The following is a 17,843-nucleotide window of genomic DNA, read 5'->3' on the forward strand; positions in this document are numbered from 1 at the left end:
GACCCGGGGCCGGGCCGGTCAGCTCACCAGCAGCGGGATCAGCATCTCGTCGGGCGTGAGCGAGCCGTGCAGGCCGACCAGGGTGGCCTCGTAGGGGAAGTCGGCGGTCGAGAGGACCGCGGTGTCACCGTGGCAGGCGACGACGACGTCACCGAGCCGGGGCCGCACCCCGGACGACACCGGGCCGAACCAGCCCCGGCCGATCGCGTCCGCCCGGGTCAGCACGTCGGCCCGGGACCCGAGCACCGAGGACCAGGTGGCGACCACGTCGTCGACCGCCCCGCCCTGGCAGTAGAGGTGACGGAACCGGGCCTCCCCGCCGAGCAGCGCCACCCCGTCGCGCAGCTCGAGCTGCTCGTCGACGTCGACCCGGCTCGACGGCGGGGAGTCGACCATCCCGTGGTCGGCGACCACGAGCAGCCGCACCGACGGCGGCAGCGCCTCGCGCAGCTGCTCGGCCTCGGCGTCGACCATCGCCAGCTGCTGGAGCCAGGGCTGCGACGCCACGCCGTAGCGGTGGCCCGTCCAGTCGAGGTCACCGTCGTAGAGGTAGGTGAGGGACGCCCGCTCGAGCGACGCCGACACCGCGGCGGCGATCCGCTCGCCGACCTTGTCGGCGCCGACGTAGTCCGCGCCGCGGTGGGCCGCGACGGTCAGGCCGGAGCCGGCGAACTCGCGCTTGTTGACCACGGTGACCGTCGCGCCCAGCCCGCGCAGCCCGGTGAACGCGGTCGGGTGCGGCTGCCACTCGAGCGGGTCGACGGACTTGTCCCACAGCAGGGCGTTGAGGAGCTTGCCGGTGCCGGGCACCCGCGAGGTGAACCCGACCAGGCCGTGCGCCCCGGGGGTGAGCCCGGTGCCGAACGACGTCAGGCTGGTGGCCGTCGTCGACGGCACCCCGGCCGTCCCGGGCTCCTGCCCGGCGAGCTGCGAGGCGAGGAACGGCGCGGCGTGGGCGTAGCGCTCCAGCAGCCGCGCCCCCAGCCCGTCGACCAGCAGGACCACGTACGACGGGGCGTCGGGCAGTCCGAGCACGGCCTGCTCGCCCGGCAGGCGGAGGCCGAGGGCCGCGCCGACGGCGGGCACGACGTCACCGAGGGACCGCCGGCCGTAGGCCGGCTCCACGAACTCCGACACCCGCGTGCCCCGCGGCCTAGGCGGTGCGCGCCGAGAGCGACTCGGCGAACGCCAGCAGCCGGTCGACGGCGTCCGCACCGTCGGCGGCGGCCGAGACGCGCAGCGAGAAGTCGTCGGAGGCGACGACGCCGGTGTAGCCGTGGTCCGCCTCGCACTCGGGGTCGTTGCAGCCCGCCGGCTCGAGGTCGACCCGGCTCACGCCGCCCCAGCCGATCGTCACGACCGCCTCGGCGGCGCGGCTCGGGCCGGCGGCCGGGTTGGCGATCATCCGGGTGACGACCACCGACTTCACCGAGGAGAGCCGCACCGCCTCGGTGGAGGTGGAGGTGTACGGCTCGGGCAGCAGGTCGTCGCCCTCGTGCTCGTCGGTGTGGGTGATGATCAGCCGGGTGGGGGTCAGCACGACGACCGAGAGGTGGCGACGCACCTCGTCGCGGTCGAAGGTCGGCTCGTGGTGGACGAAGAAGGACACCACCTGCTCCCCCGCGACCGCCGAGTCCACGCCCTCGGCCACGACCTCCGGGTAGTAGCCGGTCCGGTCGATGGCGTCCCTGAGCTCCGGGGTCCTGCTGCTCCGCATGGCGGTCAGTCTGTCACGCGGTCCCGACGGGGACGGCGCCACGTCAGAAGGAGTAGTTGAAGGCCGCGATGTCCTTGGCGAAGATCTCCTCGATCCGCCGGCGCATCGGGTCGGTGTAGACCTCGCGGTAGTCGGGGCGGCTCTTGTCGACGTTCACGCTCTCCAGCGGCTCCCACGGCAGCTCGAGCCGGGCGAAGACGGCGCGCAGGTCGGCCTCGAGGGTCTCCTGGCGGCCGATGAAGTCGGCCCGGCGGGTCTTGCTGGTGAGGTAGCGGACCTGGGGGGTGCGCAGCCGCGTCCACTGGTCGGGGCCCTTCATCACGAAGGTCTCGAAGTCGGGGCAGGCGTCCGCCACGCCCTTGATGAAGTGGTTCTTCTTGAGGAACGCGTCCGCCCCGCGGCGGCCCCGGTCGGCGCGCTCCTTGAACCGCTCGACCATGCGGAACCACGACAGCATCCGAGCCCAGGGGTTCCGCACGTAGCCGACGGTCCAGTACGCCGCCAGCCCCGGCTCGGCGGCCAGGATCTGCCCGAGCGTGGCGTGCCGGTCGATGCCGGGCACCTGCCGGGTGTCGGAGAGCACCGCGTCCAGGCGGTTGTCGATGGTCGAGCCGCCGGTCTTCTGGACGTGCACGAAGAGCAGGCGGTGGGCGTCACTGATGACCATGGCGGCGATCCTATGCGTCCGGCGACCGGCTCAGCTCGGCAGCGTGTCACCAGCCGGCGTCGGCATCCGCCGCACGTACCAGTCCGAGCGCGGGTCGGAGACCGGGTCGACCCGGGCGGAGGCGGTCAGCACGGTCGCGCCGTCGGCGCCGGCCAGCACCAGCGACAGGTCCAGCGAGCTGACCTGCGGCAGGTCGTTCTGCAGCTGGGCGACGCGCTGGATCAGCCGCTCCACCTCGGCGACGTCGACGACCTCGCTGCCGCGGTAGCCGAAGAGCATCGGCGCGGACTTGATCTCGCGCACCATCGAGGCCGCGTCGCGCTCCCCCAGCGGCGGGATCCGGAAGGACTTGTCGGCCAGCAGCTCGGTCAGCGGCCCGGCGATGCCGAAGGACACGACCGGCCCGAAGAGCGGGTCCTCGATGCTGCGGATCGCGACCGGCACGCCCGGCCTCGCGTTCTTCTGCACGACGAACCCCGCCCGCTCGGGCTCGCTGATGAGGGAGGTCAGCGACTCCCAGGCCACCCCCATCTCGCGCGTGGTGTCGATGTTGCGCCAGACGTGGGCCAGGTCGGGCCGCTCGCGCAGGTGCTCGGCGGTGGCCTTGAGGACCACGTCCCAGCCCAGCGCCTTGCCGGCCGCGACCGCCTGCGCCCGCGTGGAGACCGGCCGGGTCTGCCACAGCTCGATCCCGTAGGCCGCCAGCAGCTGGGTGAGCACCTCGTCGTCGAGGTCGGTGCCCTCGGGGTTCTGCGACAACAGCTCGTTGACCAGCCGCTTCGCGGCGGCCGCGTCGACCTCGGCCGGGTCGGCAGGCGCCCCGTCGGGGGTGCGCAACCACACGGCGTACTCGACGACCCGCGCCAGCGCGCGCACGGCCGCCTCCACCCCGGGGTACGACGGCACCGACCCGCGCCCGGCCGTCGAGCCGGCCACGTCGGGGACCCGCAGCAGCTCGGGCACGCCCTCGGCGCCGAGGAAGGACGAGACCAGCGGCTTGTCGGATTGCTCGCCGACGGCGGCCAGCACGTTCGCGACGTCCTCGCCGGACACGTTGATCGGCGGGACGTAGACGGCGACGACCGAGTCCACCTCGGGATCGTCGATCGCCGCGTCGAGAGCGTCCTCGAAGTCCTCGGCGCTCGCCTCGGCCCCGAGGGCGGTCGACTTGTTGACCACCAGGCCGACCGCCGCGGCCGCGTCGGCGGCGAGCAGGCCGAGCGCGTCGGAGTTGCCGACGATCGCGACCCGGCGCCCGCGCGGGAGCGGCTGGTGCGCCACCAGCTGGGCGACGTCGAACATCTCCTCGAGCGTGTCGACCTGGATGACGCCGGCCTGGCGGAACATCGCGTCGACCGCGGCCGGGGGCGCCGCGATCTTGCGCACCGCGTGGCCCATCGGCACGCCCTGGGTGGTGCGGCCCGAGCGGACCGCGATGATCGGCTTGCGCAGCGAGACCCGGCGCGCGATCCGGGAGAACTTGCGCGGGTTGCCGATCGACTCCAGGTAGAGCAGCACGACCTCGGTCGAGTCGTCCTCCTCCCAGTACTGCAGGAGGTCGTTGCCCGAGACGTCGGCGCGGTTGCCGGCGCTGACGAACGTCGAGAGGCCCAGCCCGCGGTTGTAGACCTTCTCCAGGATGGCGGTGCCGAGCGCGCCGGACTGGCAGAAGAAGCCCGCCCGGCCGCGGGGCGGCATCAGGGGCGACAGGGACGCGTTCAGCGACACGTTCGCGTCGGTGTTGATGATGCCGAGCGCGTTGGGGCCGATCAGCCGCAGCCCGTAGGAGCGCGAGAGCCCGACTAGCTTGCGCTGGCGGACCCGCCCCTCCTCGCCGGTCTCGGCGAACCCGGAGGAGATCACGACCAGGCCGTGCACGCCCTTGGCGGCGCAGTCGAGGACGACGTCCTGCACGGCGTCGGCCGGCACCGCCACGATCGCCACGTCGACGTCGTCGGGGATGTCGCCGACCGTCTTGTACGTCGGCAGACCGCTGACCGCGCTCGCGGTCGGGTTGACGGCGTACACCCGGCCGCTGAAGTCGCCCGTCACCAGGTTGCGCACCAGCGCCTGGCCGATCGTCTCCTGGCGGCGGCTGGCCCCGATGACGGCGACCGAGCGGGGCTTGAAGAACTTCTCGATCGAGGCCGCCTCGGCCCGGTGCTCGCGGCCGATCATCACGCCGATCGCGGTGTCGGTGGGGTCGATGGGGAACTCGAGCTGGAGGACGCCCTCCTCGTACTCGCTCACCACCCGGTAGCCCGCGTCGCGGAAGGTCTGGATCATCCGGGTGTTGTCGGGCAGCACCTCCGCGATGAACCGGTCGATCCCGCGCTCGCGGCCGGCCTGGGCGAGGTGCTCGAGCAGCAGCTGCCCGATCCCCCGGCCCTGGTGGTGGTCCTCGACCAGGAACGCGACCTCCGCCTCGCCCGGCTTCACCAGGTCGTAGCGGCCCACGGCGATGATCTGCCCCGAGAGCGTGAGCACGAACGCCACCCGGTCGACGTGGTCGACGTGGGTGAACCGGTCGAGGTCGCGGTCGGACAGCCGGGGCATCGGCGAGAAGAACCGGTAGTACTTCGACTGGTCGGAGACCCGGCTGTAGAACTCGACGAACACGTCCCGGTCGTCGGGCCGGATCGGCCGGATGTGGGCGGTCCGGCCGTCGCGCAGCAGCACGTCGGCCTCCCAGTGCTGGGGGGGCGCCGCGACGTCCAGGGTCTCGGGAGCAGGCTCGGGCACAGTCGAAATCTAGCGTGACCCGGTGAACCCGGCGTGCCAGCGACGTTTCCGTCGGCGGGGGTTGGGAGAATCGGCCCCATGGCGAGCCGGACGACGAAGCAGGACCTCCCCGATGACTTCGAGGAGCACATCCTCGACACCGACATCAAGCAGGAGATGGAGTCCTCCTTCCTCGAGTACGCCTACTCCGTCATCTACTCCCGCGCGCTCCCCGACGCGCGCGACGGTCTCAAGCCGGTGCAGCGCCGGATCCTCTACACGATGAACGAGATGGGCCTGCGGCCCGACCGGGGCCACGTCAAGAGCGCCCGGGTCGTCGGCGAGGTGATGGGCCGGCTGCACCCGCACGGCGACGGCGCGATCTACGACGCCCTGGTCCGGATGGCCCAGCCGTGGTCGATGCGGCTGCCGATGGTCGACGGCCACGGCAACTTCGGCAGCCCCGACGACTCCCCGGCGGCGATGCGCTACACCGAGTGCCGGATGGCGCCCCCCGCGGTCGCGATGACGGCGTCGATCGACGAGGACACCGTCGACTTCAAGCCCAACTACGACAGCCGCGAGCTCGAGCCCGGCGTGCTGCCGGCGGCCATCCCGAACCTCGTCGTGAACGGCACGACCGGCATCGCGGTCGGCATGGCGACCAACTGCGCCCCCCACAACCTGGTCGAGGTCGTCCAGGCGCTGCGCCACCTGATCACCCACCCGGGCGCGAGCGTCGACGACCTGATGCGCTTCATCCCCGGCCCCGACCTGCCCACCGGCGGCAAGATCGTCGGCCTCGAGGGCATCCGGGACGCCTACGAGACCGGTCGGGGCAGCTTCCGGATGCGCGCGACCGCCCGGGTCGAGAACGTCACCAACCGCCGCAAGGGCATCGTCGTCACCGAGCTGCCCTACGGCGTCGGCACCGAGAAGGTCATCGAGCGGATCAAGACCCTGGTCCAGGGCAAGAAGCTCACCGGCATCTCCGACATCAAGGACCTCACCGACCGCGACCACGGGCTGCGGCTGGTGATCGAGGTCAAGAACGGCTTCGTCCCCGAGGCGCTGCTCGAGCAGCTCTACAAGCTGACCCCGATGGAGGACTCCTTCGGCATCAACGCGGTTGCCCTGGTCGAGGGCCAGCCGCGGACCCTGACCCTGAAGGAGATGCTGCGGGTCTTCCTCGACCACCGCTTCGAGGTGGTCCGCCGGCGGTCGGTCTTCCGTCGCGGCAAGGCCGCCGACCGGCTGCACCTGGTCGAGGGCCTGCTGATCGCGATCCTCGACATCGACGAGGTCATCCAGCTGATCCGCGCCTCCGACAACGCCGCGGCCGCCAAGGAGCGGCTGATCCAGGTCTTCGACCTCAGCGACACCCAGGCCGACTACATCCTCGACATGCCGCTGCGCCGGCTGACGAAGTTCTCGCGGATCGAGCTGGAGAAGGAGCAGGACGAGCTCCGGCGCACGATCGAGGAGCTCGACGCGATCATCGAGGACGAGAAGCTGCGCTGGAAGGTCGTCTCCGACGAGCTCACCGAGGTGGCGAAGACCTACGGCACCCCCCGGCGGACGGTGCTGCTCGAGTCCGCCGGCACGGCGGTCACGGCCGCCGCCGTACCCCTCGAGGTGGCCGACGACCCCTGCTTCGTCTACCTCTCCTCCACCGGCCTGCTCGCCCGCACCGCGGACGCCGACCCGCCCGGCCAGGGCGGCGGCCGGGCCAACCACGACGTCGTCGTGTCCGCGGTCCGGGCGACCGCCCGCGGCGAGGTCGGCGGGCTGACCAGCCACGGCCGGCTGGTCAAGATCGGCGTCCTCGAGCTGCCGCAGCTGCCCGGGACCGCCAACGACCCGCACCTCGCCGGTGGCCTGCCGGTCACCGAGATCCTCGCCCTCGAGCCCGGCGAGCGGCTGCTCGGGCTCTGCACCCTCGGCACCGACGGGCCCGGCCTCGCGCTCGGCACCCGCCAGGGCATCGTCAAGCGGGTCAACCCCGAGGTGCTCGGGCGGGACGACTGGGAGGTGGTCCGGCTCGCCGACGGCGACGAGGTCGTCGGTGCGGTCGAGCTCGCCACCGGACGCGAGACCCTGTGCTTCATCACCTCCGACGCCCAGCTGCTGCACTTCGGGGCCGACGCGGTCCGCCCGCAGGGCCGCTCCGGCGGCGGCATCGCCGGCGTCCGGCTGACCGCCGGCGAACGGGTCGCCTGGTTCGGGGCGATCGACCCCGACGCGCCCGAGGGCTCCGTCGTGGTGACCGCGGCCGGCTCCTCGACCGCGCTGCCCGGCACCGAGCCCGGGTCGCTCAAGGTGACGCCGTTCGCGGAGTACCCCGCCAAGGGCCGGGCCACCGGCGGCGTGCGCTGCCACCGCTTCCTCAAGGGCGAGGACGCGCTGGTGCTCGCGTGGGCCGGCACCGCGCCGCCGCGCGCGGCCGCCGCCAGCGGCGCGCCGGTCGACCTGCCCGCGGCCACCGGCCGCCGCGACGGGTCCGGCACCCCGGCCAGCCAGCCGATCGCCGCCGTCGCCGGTCCGGTCGCCGCCTGGGTGCGTGTGGAAGGCTGACCCCCGTGTCCCCCCGCAAGCGTGCCGCGTCCGCCCTGCTCGCCGGAGCCCTGACGGCGCTCTCCCTGACCGCCTGCGGCTCGGACGGCGGCTCCGGAGGCTCCCCCGACGAGGTCCTCGCCGCGGCGAAGAAGACCCTCGACGACACCTCCGGCGTGCACCTGACGCTCAACACCGACGACCTGCCCGACGGGGTCACCGGGGTGGAGGCCGCGGAGGGCACCGGCACCCACGCGCCCGCGTTCGACGGCTCGATCACCGTCACCCTCTCCGGGCAGGCATTCGACGTGCCCGTGGTGGCCGTCGACGACAAGGTCTACGTCCAGCTCCCGCTGACCCCGGGCTGGCAGGACGTCGACCCGGCCGAGTACGGCGCCCCGGACCCCGCCCACCTCTTCGACCCCGACAACGGCTTCTCGAGCCTGCTCGGCGAGACCACCGACCTCCAGGAGGGCGACACCGTGCGCGGTGGGCAGGACAACAAGGAGGTCCTCACCGAGTACACCGGCACGGTCGCCGGCGACGTGGTCCAGAACTTCATCCCGACCGCGTCCGGCGACTTCGACGCGACGTACAAGATCGCCGACGGCGACGAGCTCCGCGAGGCGGAGCTCACCGGCGTCTTCTACGAGAACGCCCCCGCGATGACCTACACCGTCACCTTCGACGACTACGGCACCGAGAAGGACATCACGGCACCATGACCCGCTCGCCGCGAGTGCTCCTCGCGCTCGCAGCGGTCGCCGTGGCCTTCGCCGCGGCCGACACCTACGTCGTGGTGCTCGCGCTGCCCGACATGATGGGCAGCGCCGGCATCCCCATCGACCAGCTCCAGCGCGGCGCCCCGATCGTCTCCGGCTTCCTGCTCGGGTACGTCGCCATGCTGCCGCTCATCGGCCGGATCGCCGACCTGCGGGGCCGGGTGCCGGTGCTCGTCGCCGCGCTCCTCGTCTTCGCGGTCGGCTCGCTGGTCACCTCGCTCGCCTACGACCTCCCGACGATGGTGACGGGCCGCTTCCTCCAGGGCGTCGGCGGCGGCGGGCTGGTGCCGGCGACGCTCGCCCTGGTGGCCGACCTCTACCCCGCCGAGCGCCGCGGCGTGCCGCTCGGGGTCGTCTCCGCCGTGCAGGAGGTCGGCAGCGTGCTCGGGCCGCTGGTCGGAGCCGTGGTGCTCGCGGTCGCCGACTGGCGGGCGATCTTCCTGCTCAACCTGGGCGTCGGGCTGGTCCTCGCGGCCGCGATCAGGTCGGTCGCGGTGGTCGAGGAGGGTGCGCAGCGACCGACCCGGGACCACGGCCTCGACTGGGTCGGCCTCGGGCTCGCCCTGCTCACCCTCGTCACCGGGGTGGTGGTCTTCCTCGAGCCCGACGTCCTGATGACCGACGTGACCTGGGGCCAGCTGTTCATCCCGGTGGCCGGCGACGGCCGGTGGCTGACCCCGCTCGGCCTGGTCGCGGTCGGCTCGCTCGTGCTCCTGGTCGTGCGCTGCTGCACCGCTCGGCACCCCCTGGTCGACCTGCGGGACTGGGCCCGCACGGTCCGGGAGGCCGACGTCCTCGGGGCGCTGCTGCTCGCGGTCGCCCTCGCCGGCATCATCCTGGCGTTCGCGACCGCGGACCCGAAGGTGCAGGTCTTCTCCGACCGGGGCGTCTGGTACCTCGTCGGCGCCGCGGTCGCCGCCGTCCTGTTCGTGGTCCACCTGCGCCGGGCGAGGTCGCCGCTGGTGCCGACCGGCGCGCTCCGGCGTACCCCTGCCTGGGGCGCGATGCTCGTCAGCTTCTTCGTGGGCGCGGCCCTGATCGCGGCGCTCATCGACATCCCGCTGTTCGCGCGCACCACGGTCTACCCCGACTCCCAGCTGATGGCGGCCCTGGTCCTGGTCCGGCTGCTGGTCGCCCTCCCCGTCGGGGCGGTCGTGGGCGGCTACCTCACCCACCGGTTCCCGGCCGGGGTGGTCACCGCCTGCGGCATGGCGTGCGCCACCGTGGCGTTCCTCTGGATGGCGACCTGGGACCTGACCAGCCTGGAGGACCCCGTCGCCACCGTGCCGCTGCTGCTCGGCGGGCTGGGCTTCGGCCTGGCCCTGGCGCCGGTCAACGCCGCGGTGCTCGCCAGCACCGCGGACGACGTGCACGGGCTCGCCAGCGCGTTCGTCGTCGTCGCCCGGATGGTCGGCATGCTCGTCGGCATCTCCGCGCTCACCACCCTCGGCCTGCGCCGCTACTACCACGAGCAGGCCGACCTGCCGACCGCGCGCGAGGTGTGTGGCGGGGCCAGCAGGTGCGACGAGTTCACCCACCTGCTGAAGGTCGCGGGGATCGCGCAGGAGCACACCGTCTTCACCGGCGCCGCGGTGTGCGCCACGGTCGCGGGGGTGCTCGCCCTCGTGGTGTTCCGCACCGCGGCCACCCGCGGAGTCTCGACCGGCGACCTGCTCCGAGCCGCCGGGTAGCCGTCGGCTAGCCTCCCGAGACGTGAGCTTCGACGACCTCATCGCTGCCAACCGCGAGTTCGCGGACCACTTCGACCTGGCCGGCTTCGACGGCGTGGCCCGCGCCGGCGTCGCGATCGTGACCTGCATGGACTCGCGGATCGCTCCGCTGCACATGGTCGGCCTCGAGCCCGGCGACGCCAAGATCTTCCGCAACCCCGGCGGCCGGGTCACCCCGCAGGCGCTGGAGGCGCTGGTGCTCGGCGTGCACCTGCTCGGCGTCGAGCGGATCCTGGTCGTCCCGCACACCCGGTGCGCCGTCGCGACCCACACCGAGGAGGAGCTGCACGAGCGGGTCACCGCCTCCGCCGGCGTGGACACCACCTGGCAGCAGTTCCACGTGGTCCGCGACCAGGTCGCCGCGCTCCGCGAGGACGTGCACAAGGTGACGTCGCACCCGCTGATCCCCGAGACCGTCGAGGTCGGCGGGTTCATCTACGACGTCGACACCGGGCTGCTCGACCAGAAGGCCTGAGCGGAGCGCCGGACTCAGGCGTCGAGCGACTCGACGTCGACCTCGTAGGCGCCCTGGACGATGAACTCCTTGCGCGGCGCCACGTCGGAGCCCATCAGCAGCTCGAAGACCCGCACCGCCGCGTCGGCGTCGTCGATGGTGATCCGGCGCAGGGTGCGGTGCCGTGGGTCCATCGTGGTCTCGGCCAGCTGGTCGGCGTCCATCTCGCCGAGGCCCTTGTAGCGCTGGACCGGGTCCTTCCAGCGCAGGTTCTTCTTCTTCAGCTCCGCGAGCTTCCGCTGCAGCTCGGCGTCGGAGTAGGTGTAGACGTACTTCTCCTGGCCCTTCCGCGGGTTGGAGATCTCGATCCGGTGCAGCGGCGGCACCGCGGAGTAGACGCGGCCCTCGGCGATCAGGTCGGGCATGTACTTGAAGAACAGCGTCGCGAGCAGGCAGCGGATGTGGGCGCCGTCGGAGTCCGCGTCGGCCATGAAGATGATCCGGCCGTAGCGGCGGGCGTCGAGGTCGAAGGTCCGACCCGACCCGGCGCCGACGACCTGGATGATCGAGGCGCACTCGGCGTTCTTGAGCATGTCGCCGACCGAGGCCTTCTGGACGTTGAGGATCTTGCCGCGGATCGGCAGCAGCGCCTGGAACTCCGAGTTGCGCGCCAGCTTGGCGGTGCCGAGCGCCGAGTCGCCCTCGACGATGAAGAGCTCGGTGCGCTCGTTGTCGGCGGCGCGGCAGTCGGCGAGCTTGGAGGGCAGCGCCGACGACTCCAAGGCGTTCTTCCGCCGCTGGGTCTCCTTGTGCTGCCGGGCGGCGATCCGGGTCTTGGCCGCCCCCGCCACCTTCTCCATGACCAGCTTGGCCTGCGCCTTCTCGTGGCGCTTGGACGAGGTGAGGAACTTCTTGAGCTCGGCCGAGACGACCCGGCGCACGACGGTCCGCACCGCGGGCGTCCCGAGGATCTCCTTGGTCTGGCCCTCGAACTGCGGCTCGGCGAGGCGGACGGTCACCACCGCGGTCATGCCCTCGAGCACGTCGTCCTTGGTGACGTCGTCGTCGTTGACCTTGAGCACCTTCGCCTGCTTCATCACGTCGTTGAAGGTGCGCGTGACCGCCTGCTCGAAGCCGCTGACGTGGGTGCCGCCCTTGGGGGTGGCGATCACGTTGACGAACGAGCGCAGCACGGTCTCGTAGCCGGTGCCCCACCGGACCGCGACGTCGACGTGCAGCTCGCGCTCGACCTCCTGCGGCGTCATGTGCCCCTTCTCGTCGAGCAGCGGCACGGTCTCGGTGAACGTGTCGGTGCCCTGGAGACGGAGGATGTCGGAGACCGGCTCGTCGGGGGCGAGGAAGTCGGCGAACTCCGCGATGCCACCGTCGTGGCGGAACTTCTCCTCCACCGGGTCGGGTCCGCGCAGGTCGCGGATGACCAGCTCGAGGCCGGGCACGATGAACGACGTCTGGCGGGCGCGCCCGATCAGCTCCTCGTAGACGAACGTCGCGTCCTTGGTGAAGATCCGGCGGTCCGGCCAGAAGGTGATCCGGGTGCCGGTCCGGCCCTTGGCGACGCGGCCGCCCTTGCGGGTCAGCCCCGAACGCGGCTCGAACGACGCGTCCGGGCCGTCGCCGGCGAACACCCCGGGCGTGCCGTGCCGGAAGGAGAGGCCCTGCCGCGACGGCGAGCGGTCGACGTCGATGTCCATGCGCGCCGAGAGGGCGTTCACGACCGACAGGCCGACGCCGTGCAGGCCGCCGGTCGCGACGTAGGAGCCGCCGCCGAACTTGCCGCCGGCGTGCAGCTTGGTCGCGACCACCTCGACGCCGGGCAGCCCGGTCTTGGGCTCCTTGTCGGTCGGGATGCCGCGCCCGTCGTCGTGCACCTCCGCCGAGCCGTCGGGGTGCAGGGTCACCTCGACCCGCTGCGCGGCGCCGGCCAGCGCCTCGTCCACGCCGTTGTCGATGATCTCCCACAGGCAGTGCATGAGGCCGCGGGTGTCGGTCGACCCGATGTACATCCCGGGACGCTTGCGCACCGCCTCCAGGCCCTCGAGGACGAGGAGATGGGCCGCGTTGTACGTGTTGTCGATCGTGGGGCTCCTGCTACTACCGATCCGATGAGGGTGCTGGCTCCGAATCTACCTGCGACACGCCGGAGGGCGGTGCAGGCTCGCCTGCCGGGGCCGGGGCTAGCGTGAGCGTCACTTCCCCGGCGTCACCCTCGGCAGCACCAGCAGCATCAGCACCACCCGAAGCGCAGCAGCAACCAGCACCTTGGGAGCGGGGTCACGATGTGGACACGATCGGCGGACGTTTGCCGGGAAGCGCCACCGCGTCGCCTCGCGCCGCGTCACACTCGTCAGGCATGTCGTCTGCTTCACACCACCGGTGACCACGCATGGAAACCACCGGCGGCGGGAAGAGGACACGTGATTGGATCAGGTGTCGGGCACCACGCACGGGCGGGAATCTTGGAACCCGCCAGTACGTTGACCAGACACCGAGGCAGGAGAGAAATGAGGCCGATGTGACCACTGCAGTTGCCCCCACCACCGCCGCGCTGAGCGCTGCGGACCGATGCGACCGTTGCGGAGCCCAGGCCTACCTCCGTGTGGAGCTCCAGTCGGGCGGTGAGCTGCTCTTCTGCGCCCACCACGCCCGCGAGCACGGAGAGAAGCTCAAGGAGATCGCCGCCAACGTCGTCGACGAGACCCACCGGCTGTCCGACACCCCGGCCGTCGCCCCCGACGCGGAGCGCTGAGCCAGGCCCGAATCCACCGACTTCACCCGAGGCCCCGGACCACGTGTCCGGGGCCTCGGTGCGTCCGGGGCCGGCCCTGGAGCGCGTGGGTAGGGTCTCCTGGTGACCGCCGCCGACCTGATCGCCGCGCTGGTGATCGCCGTGGGCCTGCTCGGGATCCTGGTGCCGATCCTGCCCGGGTCGATCCTGGTCGTGGCCGCGATCCTGGGCTGGGCCGTGGCCGAGGGCGGGGCGACCGCCTGGACGGTCTTCGCGGTCGCCACCGCGCTCGTCGTGGCCGGCACGGTCGTCAAGTACGTCGTCCCCGGTCGGCGCCTCGAGGTCGCCGGGATCCCCGCGACCACCCAGTGGGTCGGGGTCGGGGTCGGGGTCGTCGGGTTCTTCGTCGTGCCGGTCGTCGGCCTGTTCCTCGGCTTCGTCCTCGGCATCTACCTCGCCGAACTGGCCCGGGTCGGCTCGGCACAGGCGTGGCCGTCGACGGTGCACTCGCTGCGGGCGGTCGGGCTCAGCATCGTCATCGAGCTGGTCGCGGCACTGGCCGCGACCTGGGTGTGGGTCTACGGGGTGGTCGTCACGTGACCGTCCTCCTCTCGCTGCTGGCCGCGGCCTCCTACGGCCTCGGCGACTTCAACGGCGGGCTGTTCTCCCGGCGCGCCGGTGCCTGGGCGGTGGCCCTGGTCGCCCAGCTGGGCGGTACGGCGCTGGTGCTGGTCGTGGTCGCGCTGACGGGCGGCTCCCCCACCGCCGGCGACCTCGGCTGGGCCGTGCTCGCCGGCGTCGCGAACGGGTTCGGCACCGCGTTCCTCTACCGCGGGCTCGCGTCGGGGCGGATGGGCGTGGTCGCCCCCGTGTCCGGTGTCGGGGCGGTCGTGGTGCCGGTCCTGGCCGGCCTGGTGGCCGGGGAGCGGCCCGACGGGCTGGTCTGGCTGGGCGTGCTGCTCGCCCTCCCGGCGATCTGGCTGGTCTCCCGCGAGCCGGTGACGGGGCCGACGGTCGGGGTGGGCTCCGGGCTGGTGGACGGTGTGCTCGCCGGCCTCGGCTTCGGCACCCTGTTCGCGGCGCTCGCCCAGATCCCGGAGGAGGCCGGGTGGTTCCCGCTGGCGCTCAACCAGCTGGTCGCGGGCGCGGCGATCATCGCGATCGCGGTCGTGCTGCGGGCCGAGTGGGTGCCGAGCAACCGGTACGCGCTCGGCGGCCTGCTCAGCGGGGCGCTCGGCGCCCTCGCGACCGGGCTGTTCCAGGTGGCGACCCAGCACGGTTTGCTCGCCGTCGCCGCCGTCATCACCTCGCTCTACCCGGCGGTCACGGTGCTGCTCGCGGCCACCGTGCTGCGCGAGCACGTGCACCGGACCCAGGCGGTCGGCCTGGTCCTGTGCGCCGGGGCGATCGTGCTGGTGGCCGCGGGCTAGCCGGCCGCCAGCCGGGCCGTCCACGAGCCGGGCTCGCCGAGCCAGTCCGTGACCGGGTGCGAGCCGTCGTACAGGTCGGTCATCTTGACGCCGACCCGCGCGGACGCGGGCGAGCCCAGGCAGGTCCGGGCGGCCGAGAAGCGGACCACGTCGGTGGCGAACCCGAGGTGGACGCGGTGGTCGCAGCCCAGCGGACCGCCGACGGCGCGGCCGTCGCGCATCCGCACCAGCTGGTAGTCCGTGCCCTCGTAGAGCCCGGTGGTGAGCCGGAACTCCGGCCCGGCCGTCGACCGGCGGGTGTCGATCCGGATCGTCAGGCCGGCCGGCCCCTGTTCCGAGTGGCGGCGTAGGTCGGTGACCTTGACCCGCACGGACAGTGCGTCGTCGGTGTGGTCCACGGTCACCCGGCGGACGTCGTTGAGGGACGCGCCGCCGACGTCGGCGGGGTCGGGGTAGGACGCCCGCTCGGCCGCGGCGGGGGCGACGGCCAGGCCGAGGAGGGTGGCACCGGCGGTGAGCGGGAGGAGGACCCGAGACGTGAGGTTCATGCCCCTGAGACTCCTCCGGGGCGCCGTTGGTTGCAAGGCGGCCCCGCCGGCCCGGGACGCGGCGCCCGGTATGTTCTGCGCGTGGCCGGCCCCGAGATCTCCGCAGAGGTGCTGCGGACCGATCCGGACAACCGGGCCCGGCTCACCCCCGAGGCGAAGCAGGCGCTGCGCCAGCTCGCCCGGCCCGCCGCCCGGTCCGGCGAGCTGTCGCCGCGCAGCTACAACCTGACGATCAGCCACGCCCACCGCTTCGTGTGGTTCCGGGTCGCGAAGGTCGCCACCCGGACGCTGCTGGGCTACTTCGAGGACAACGGCGTCGTGCTCGACGTCGACCACGCCTACCGGATGCGCTACCCGACCGCGCTCCTGGCCGACTACTTCAAGTTCGGGTTCGTCCGGCACCCGCTCCCCCGGTTCGTGTCGACCTGGCAGGACAAGGTCGTCAACGCCAACTACTTCGGCTTCGACGACGACGTGCTCGTCCGGATGCGCGAGCACGTCGAGGAGTTCGCGGCCTGGGCGGCGGGGCACGACCTCGACGACCTCGCCGACGCCGACACCCACCTCGCGCTGCAGACCCGGCTCCTCGACCTGTCGCAGGTCGACTTCGTCGGCCGGCTGGAGACCTTCGACGCCGACTTCGCCGTCGTCTGCGACCGGCTCGGGCTGCCGACCGTCCCGGCCACCCCGCGGCACCGCACCGCGACCACCCGGACGGCCTCGCTCCTGGACTCCGCCGAGCTCCAGGCGGCGGTCGCGCAGATGTACCGCAAGGACTTCCAGGTCCTCGGCTACGACCCCGCCCGGCCGTAGGCGACCGGCGGCCTCAGGCGGCGACCGGGAGGACGAGCGGTCCCCGGATCAGCGTCGCGTTGCGGCGTCGTACGGCGCCGGCGCGGTGCAGCCCCGGCATCCGCTCGGCCAGCCGTTGGAGGGCGGCCGTGGCCTCGAGCTCGGCGAGCGGCCGCCCGACGCAGTGGTGGATGCCGCTGGAGAAGGCGAGGTGCTCGCCGGCGTCGGTGCGCGCGAGGTCGAAGGTCGCGGGGTCGGTGAACACGGCGGGGTCCCGGTTGGCACCGCCGAGGAGGACGTTGACCCAGCGCCCGCGGGCGATCGGGGTGCCGGCGACCTCGGTCTCGTCGAAGGAGACCCGGGCGGTGCGCTGGACCGGCGGGTCCCAGCGCAGCGTCTCCTGGACCGCCGCTCCGGCCAGCCCGGGGTCGGCCACCAGCGCCGCCCACTGGTCGGGGTGGTCGAGCAGCGCGTTGACCGCGTTGCCGACCAGGTTGACCGTCGTCTCGAACCCGGCGATCAGCAGCAGGGAGCACATCGGCGCCAGCTCCCCGGGACGGATGGTGCCGGCGGCCTCGGCCGCGACCAGCTCGCTGACCAGGTCGTCGACGGGCTCGCGGCGCCGCAGCTCGAAGAGGTCCGCGAACAGCCGGTCGATGGCGGCGTCCGCGGCCATCACCTCGCGGGCGTGCCCGAGCGAGCGGATCCCGGAGAGCGCGCTGCCGATGGCGGCGCCGTAGCGGCTGAACGCCGCGGTGTCCGCGTCGGGGATGCCGAGCAGGTCGCAGATGACCGCGATCGGCAGCGGCGCCGCGAGGGCGGAGACCAGGTCGAACCGGTCGGTGCGGGCGGCGTCGTCGAGCAGCGCGTCGACGGTCTTCTCGACGCCGGCTCGCAGGCCGGCGATCCGGCGCGGGCCGAAGGCCGGGGCCACCAGCCGGCGGAGCCGGGTGTGGTCGGGCGGGTTGCGGTCGAGGAAGGACAGGTCGAAGTCGGCCGGCGGGTCCTGGCCCTCCGGCTGCACGCCCCAGCGCCGGCTGCGGAGCAGCTCCTCGCAGACGGCGTGGTCGGCGGTCGCGAGGTTGCCCAGCGGGGTCGTGACGAACGGCCCGCGCGCCCGGATCTGCTCGTAGATCGGGTACGGGTCGTCGCGGCCGGGGGCGAACCGCAGCCGGGCGAACGGCGCCCGGCGTACGTAGGCGTGCCAGGCGCCCCGCGCCTGCTCGGCGTAGAGCCGGGACGCGAAACGGGCCGCACCGCGCACCTGCGCAGCACGGCCCGCCACGTCGGTGGACTCAGTCCAGCTGGTCGCGCACTACTCGCGCGTGAGCGCAGTAGTCACGAGCAGCGAACGCGGACAGGTTGGGAGCGGCGTGGCGCGCAGTGCCACCAACCGAGAGCAGACCTCGCAACGTCACCAATCTCCGCACGATGCAAAGCGTAATGCCGCTCCTGGCGAGGCCACCCCGGCGTTTGCGCAGCCACGCTGGTGCCGACGGCTGCGATGTCCTGAAGATCTGCACCCAGACCCGGGTCTGGTCGCTCGTATGCTTCTCGTGTCATTTGCGCCGAAGTTCGGACGGAGCGCGCTTCCAACTCTAACGTGCAAGTGTGCCTCGCCGCCGTGTCGCCATCGCCGTCCTCAGCTCCCTCATTGCCATTCTGAGTCTTCCCTCGGGCGCAGCACCCGCTTCGGCTCGAGC

At 72.8% G+C, this 17,843-nt stretch carries 15 protein-coding genes; 8 read left to right on the plus strand and 7 right to left on the minus strand.

Translation table 11 applies throughout. From position 1 onward, the window contains the following. Positions 1-18: 18 nt before the first annotated feature. Genes ACILQ5_RS16525 through ACILQ5_RS16540 form a run of 4 tightly spaced genes read right to left on the minus strand, consistent with a single transcriptional unit; the run spans position 19 to position 5,126 of the window. Entirely contained in the window at positions 19-1,137 is a 1,119-nt protein-coding gene (locus tag ACILQ5_RS16525; protein ID WP_395659120.1) for an alkaline phosphatase family protein, read from the minus strand. A 16-nt stretch (positions 1,138-1,153) separates the two neighbouring features. Beyond that, positions 1,154-1,717 carry a DUF5998 family protein gene (locus tag ACILQ5_RS16530; protein ID WP_395659121.1) on the minus strand — a complete coding sequence of 188 codons (564 nt, stop codon included), beginning with the start codon at positions 1,715-1,717 and terminating at the stop codon, positions 1,154-1,156. A 43-nt stretch (positions 1,718-1,760) separates the two neighbouring features. After that, entirely contained in the window at positions 1,761-2,384 is a 624-nt protein-coding gene (locus ACILQ5_RS16535) for a sulfotransferase family 2 domain-containing protein (RefSeq protein WP_395659122.1), read from the minus strand. A gap of 30 nt (positions 2,385-2,414) precedes the next feature. Beyond that, positions 2,415-5,126: a GNAT family N-acetyltransferase gene (locus tag ACILQ5_RS16540; protein WP_395659123.1), complete on the minus strand. Its 2,712-nt coding sequence runs from the start codon at positions 5,124-5,126 to the stop codon at positions 2,415-2,417. Positions 5,127-5,204: 78 nt separating this feature from the next. Between ACILQ5_RS16540 and ACILQ5_RS16545 the strand changes: the two genes are divergently transcribed. The 4 genes from ACILQ5_RS16545 to ACILQ5_RS16560 are packed head-to-tail and all read left to right on the plus strand — an operon-like array spanning position 5,205 to position 10,645. Then, positions 5,205-7,679: a DNA topoisomerase (ATP-hydrolyzing) subunit A gene (locus ACILQ5_RS16545; protein WP_395659124.1), complete on the plus strand. Its 2,475-nt coding sequence runs from the start codon at positions 5,205-5,207 to the stop codon at positions 7,677-7,679. A 5-nt stretch (positions 7,680-7,684) separates the two neighbouring features. Next, complete coding sequence (locus ACILQ5_RS16550) at positions 7,685-8,383, plus strand: LppX_LprAFG lipoprotein (RefSeq protein ID WP_395659125.1); 699 nt, start codon at positions 7,685-7,687, stop codon at positions 8,381-8,383. Further along, entirely contained in the window at positions 8,380-10,131 is a 1,752-nt protein-coding gene (locus tag ACILQ5_RS16555; RefSeq protein WP_395659126.1) for an MFS transporter, read from the plus strand. Before ACILQ5_RS16550 ends, ACILQ5_RS16555 begins: the two co-directional genes overlap by 4 nt. A gap of 22 nt (positions 10,132-10,153) precedes the next feature. After that, complete coding sequence (locus tag ACILQ5_RS16560) at positions 10,154-10,645, plus strand: beta-class carbonic anhydrase (protein ID WP_395659127.1); 492 nt, start codon at positions 10,154-10,156, stop codon at positions 10,643-10,645. 14 nt (positions 10,646-10,659) lie between these two features. Here ACILQ5_RS16560 and ACILQ5_RS16565 read toward each other — a convergent pair whose 3' ends face one another. After that, entirely contained in the window at positions 10,660-12,744 is a 2,085-nt protein-coding gene (locus tag ACILQ5_RS16565; protein WP_395659185.1) for a type IIA DNA topoisomerase subunit B, read from the minus strand. Between the two features lie 413 nt (positions 12,745-13,157). Between ACILQ5_RS16565 and ACILQ5_RS16570 the strand changes: the two genes are divergently transcribed. The 3 genes from ACILQ5_RS16570 (at position 13,158) to ACILQ5_RS16580 (ending at position 14,800) form a co-directional block, all read left to right on the plus strand. Further along, positions 13,158-13,391 carry a hypothetical protein gene (locus tag ACILQ5_RS16570; protein ID WP_395659128.1) on the plus strand — a complete coding sequence of 78 codons (234 nt, stop codon included), beginning with the start codon at positions 13,158-13,160 and terminating at the stop codon, positions 13,389-13,391. Positions 13,392-13,493: 102 nt separating this feature from the next. Next, a complete protein-coding gene (locus ACILQ5_RS16575) occupies positions 13,494-13,970 on the plus strand; it encodes a DUF456 domain-containing protein (protein WP_395659129.1) in 477 nt (158 codons plus the stop codon). Beyond that, a complete protein-coding gene (locus ACILQ5_RS16580; protein WP_395659130.1) occupies positions 13,967-14,800 on the plus strand; it encodes an EamA family transporter in 834 nt (277 codons plus the stop codon). Before ACILQ5_RS16575 ends, ACILQ5_RS16580 begins: the two co-directional genes overlap by 4 nt. Here the strand turns inward: ACILQ5_RS16580 and ACILQ5_RS16585 are convergent. Further along, complete coding sequence (locus tag ACILQ5_RS16585) at positions 14,797-15,348, minus strand: hypothetical protein (protein WP_395659131.1); 552 nt, start codon at positions 15,346-15,348, stop codon at positions 14,797-14,799. The two genes, ACILQ5_RS16580 and ACILQ5_RS16585, sit on opposite strands and share 4 nt — an antisense overlap. 81 nt (positions 15,349-15,429) lie before the next feature. Between ACILQ5_RS16585 and ACILQ5_RS16590 the strand changes: the two genes are divergently transcribed. Further along, positions 15,430-16,161 (plus strand): sulfotransferase family 2 domain-containing protein, encoded by a 732-nt coding sequence (locus ACILQ5_RS16590; protein WP_395659132.1) that lies wholly within the window; start codon positions 15,430-15,432, stop codon positions 16,159-16,161. Between the two features lie 13 nt (positions 16,162-16,174). Here ACILQ5_RS16590 and ACILQ5_RS16595 read toward each other — a convergent pair whose 3' ends face one another. Next, a complete protein-coding gene (locus tag ACILQ5_RS16595; protein ID WP_395659133.1) occupies positions 16,175-17,425 on the minus strand; it encodes a cytochrome P450 in 1,251 nt (416 codons plus the stop codon). Positions 17,426-17,843: the final 418 nt, after the last annotated feature.

The sequence above is a fragment of the Nocardioides sp. genome (assembly GCF_044226305.1).
Classification (GTDB): domain Bacteria; phylum Actinomycetota; class Actinomycetes; order Propionibacteriales; family Nocardioidaceae; genus Nocardioides.

What these genes read in the sequence shown, in the direction of transcription:
- ACILQ5_RS16530 (WP_395659121.1), bottom strand. Translation starts at nt 1,717, where the DNA reads ATGCGGAGCAGCAGGACCCCGGAGCTCAGGGACGCCATCGACCGGACC.
- ACILQ5_RS16535 (WP_395659122.1), bottom strand. Translation starts at nt 2,384, where the DNA reads ATGGTCATCAGTGACGCCCACCGCCTGCTCTTCGTGCACGTCCAGAAG.
- ACILQ5_RS16545 (WP_395659124.1), top strand. Translation starts at nt 5,205, where the DNA reads ATGGCGAGCCGGACGACGAAGCAGGACCTCCCCGATGACTTCGAGGAG.
- ACILQ5_RS16555 (WP_395659126.1), top strand. Translation starts at nt 8,380, where the DNA reads ATGACCCGCTCGCCGCGAGTGCTCCTCGCGCTCGCAGCGGTCGCCGTG.
- ACILQ5_RS16585 (WP_395659131.1), bottom strand. Translation starts at nt 15,348, where the DNA reads ATGAACCTCACGTCTCGGGTCCTCCTCCCGCTCACCGCCGGTGCCACC.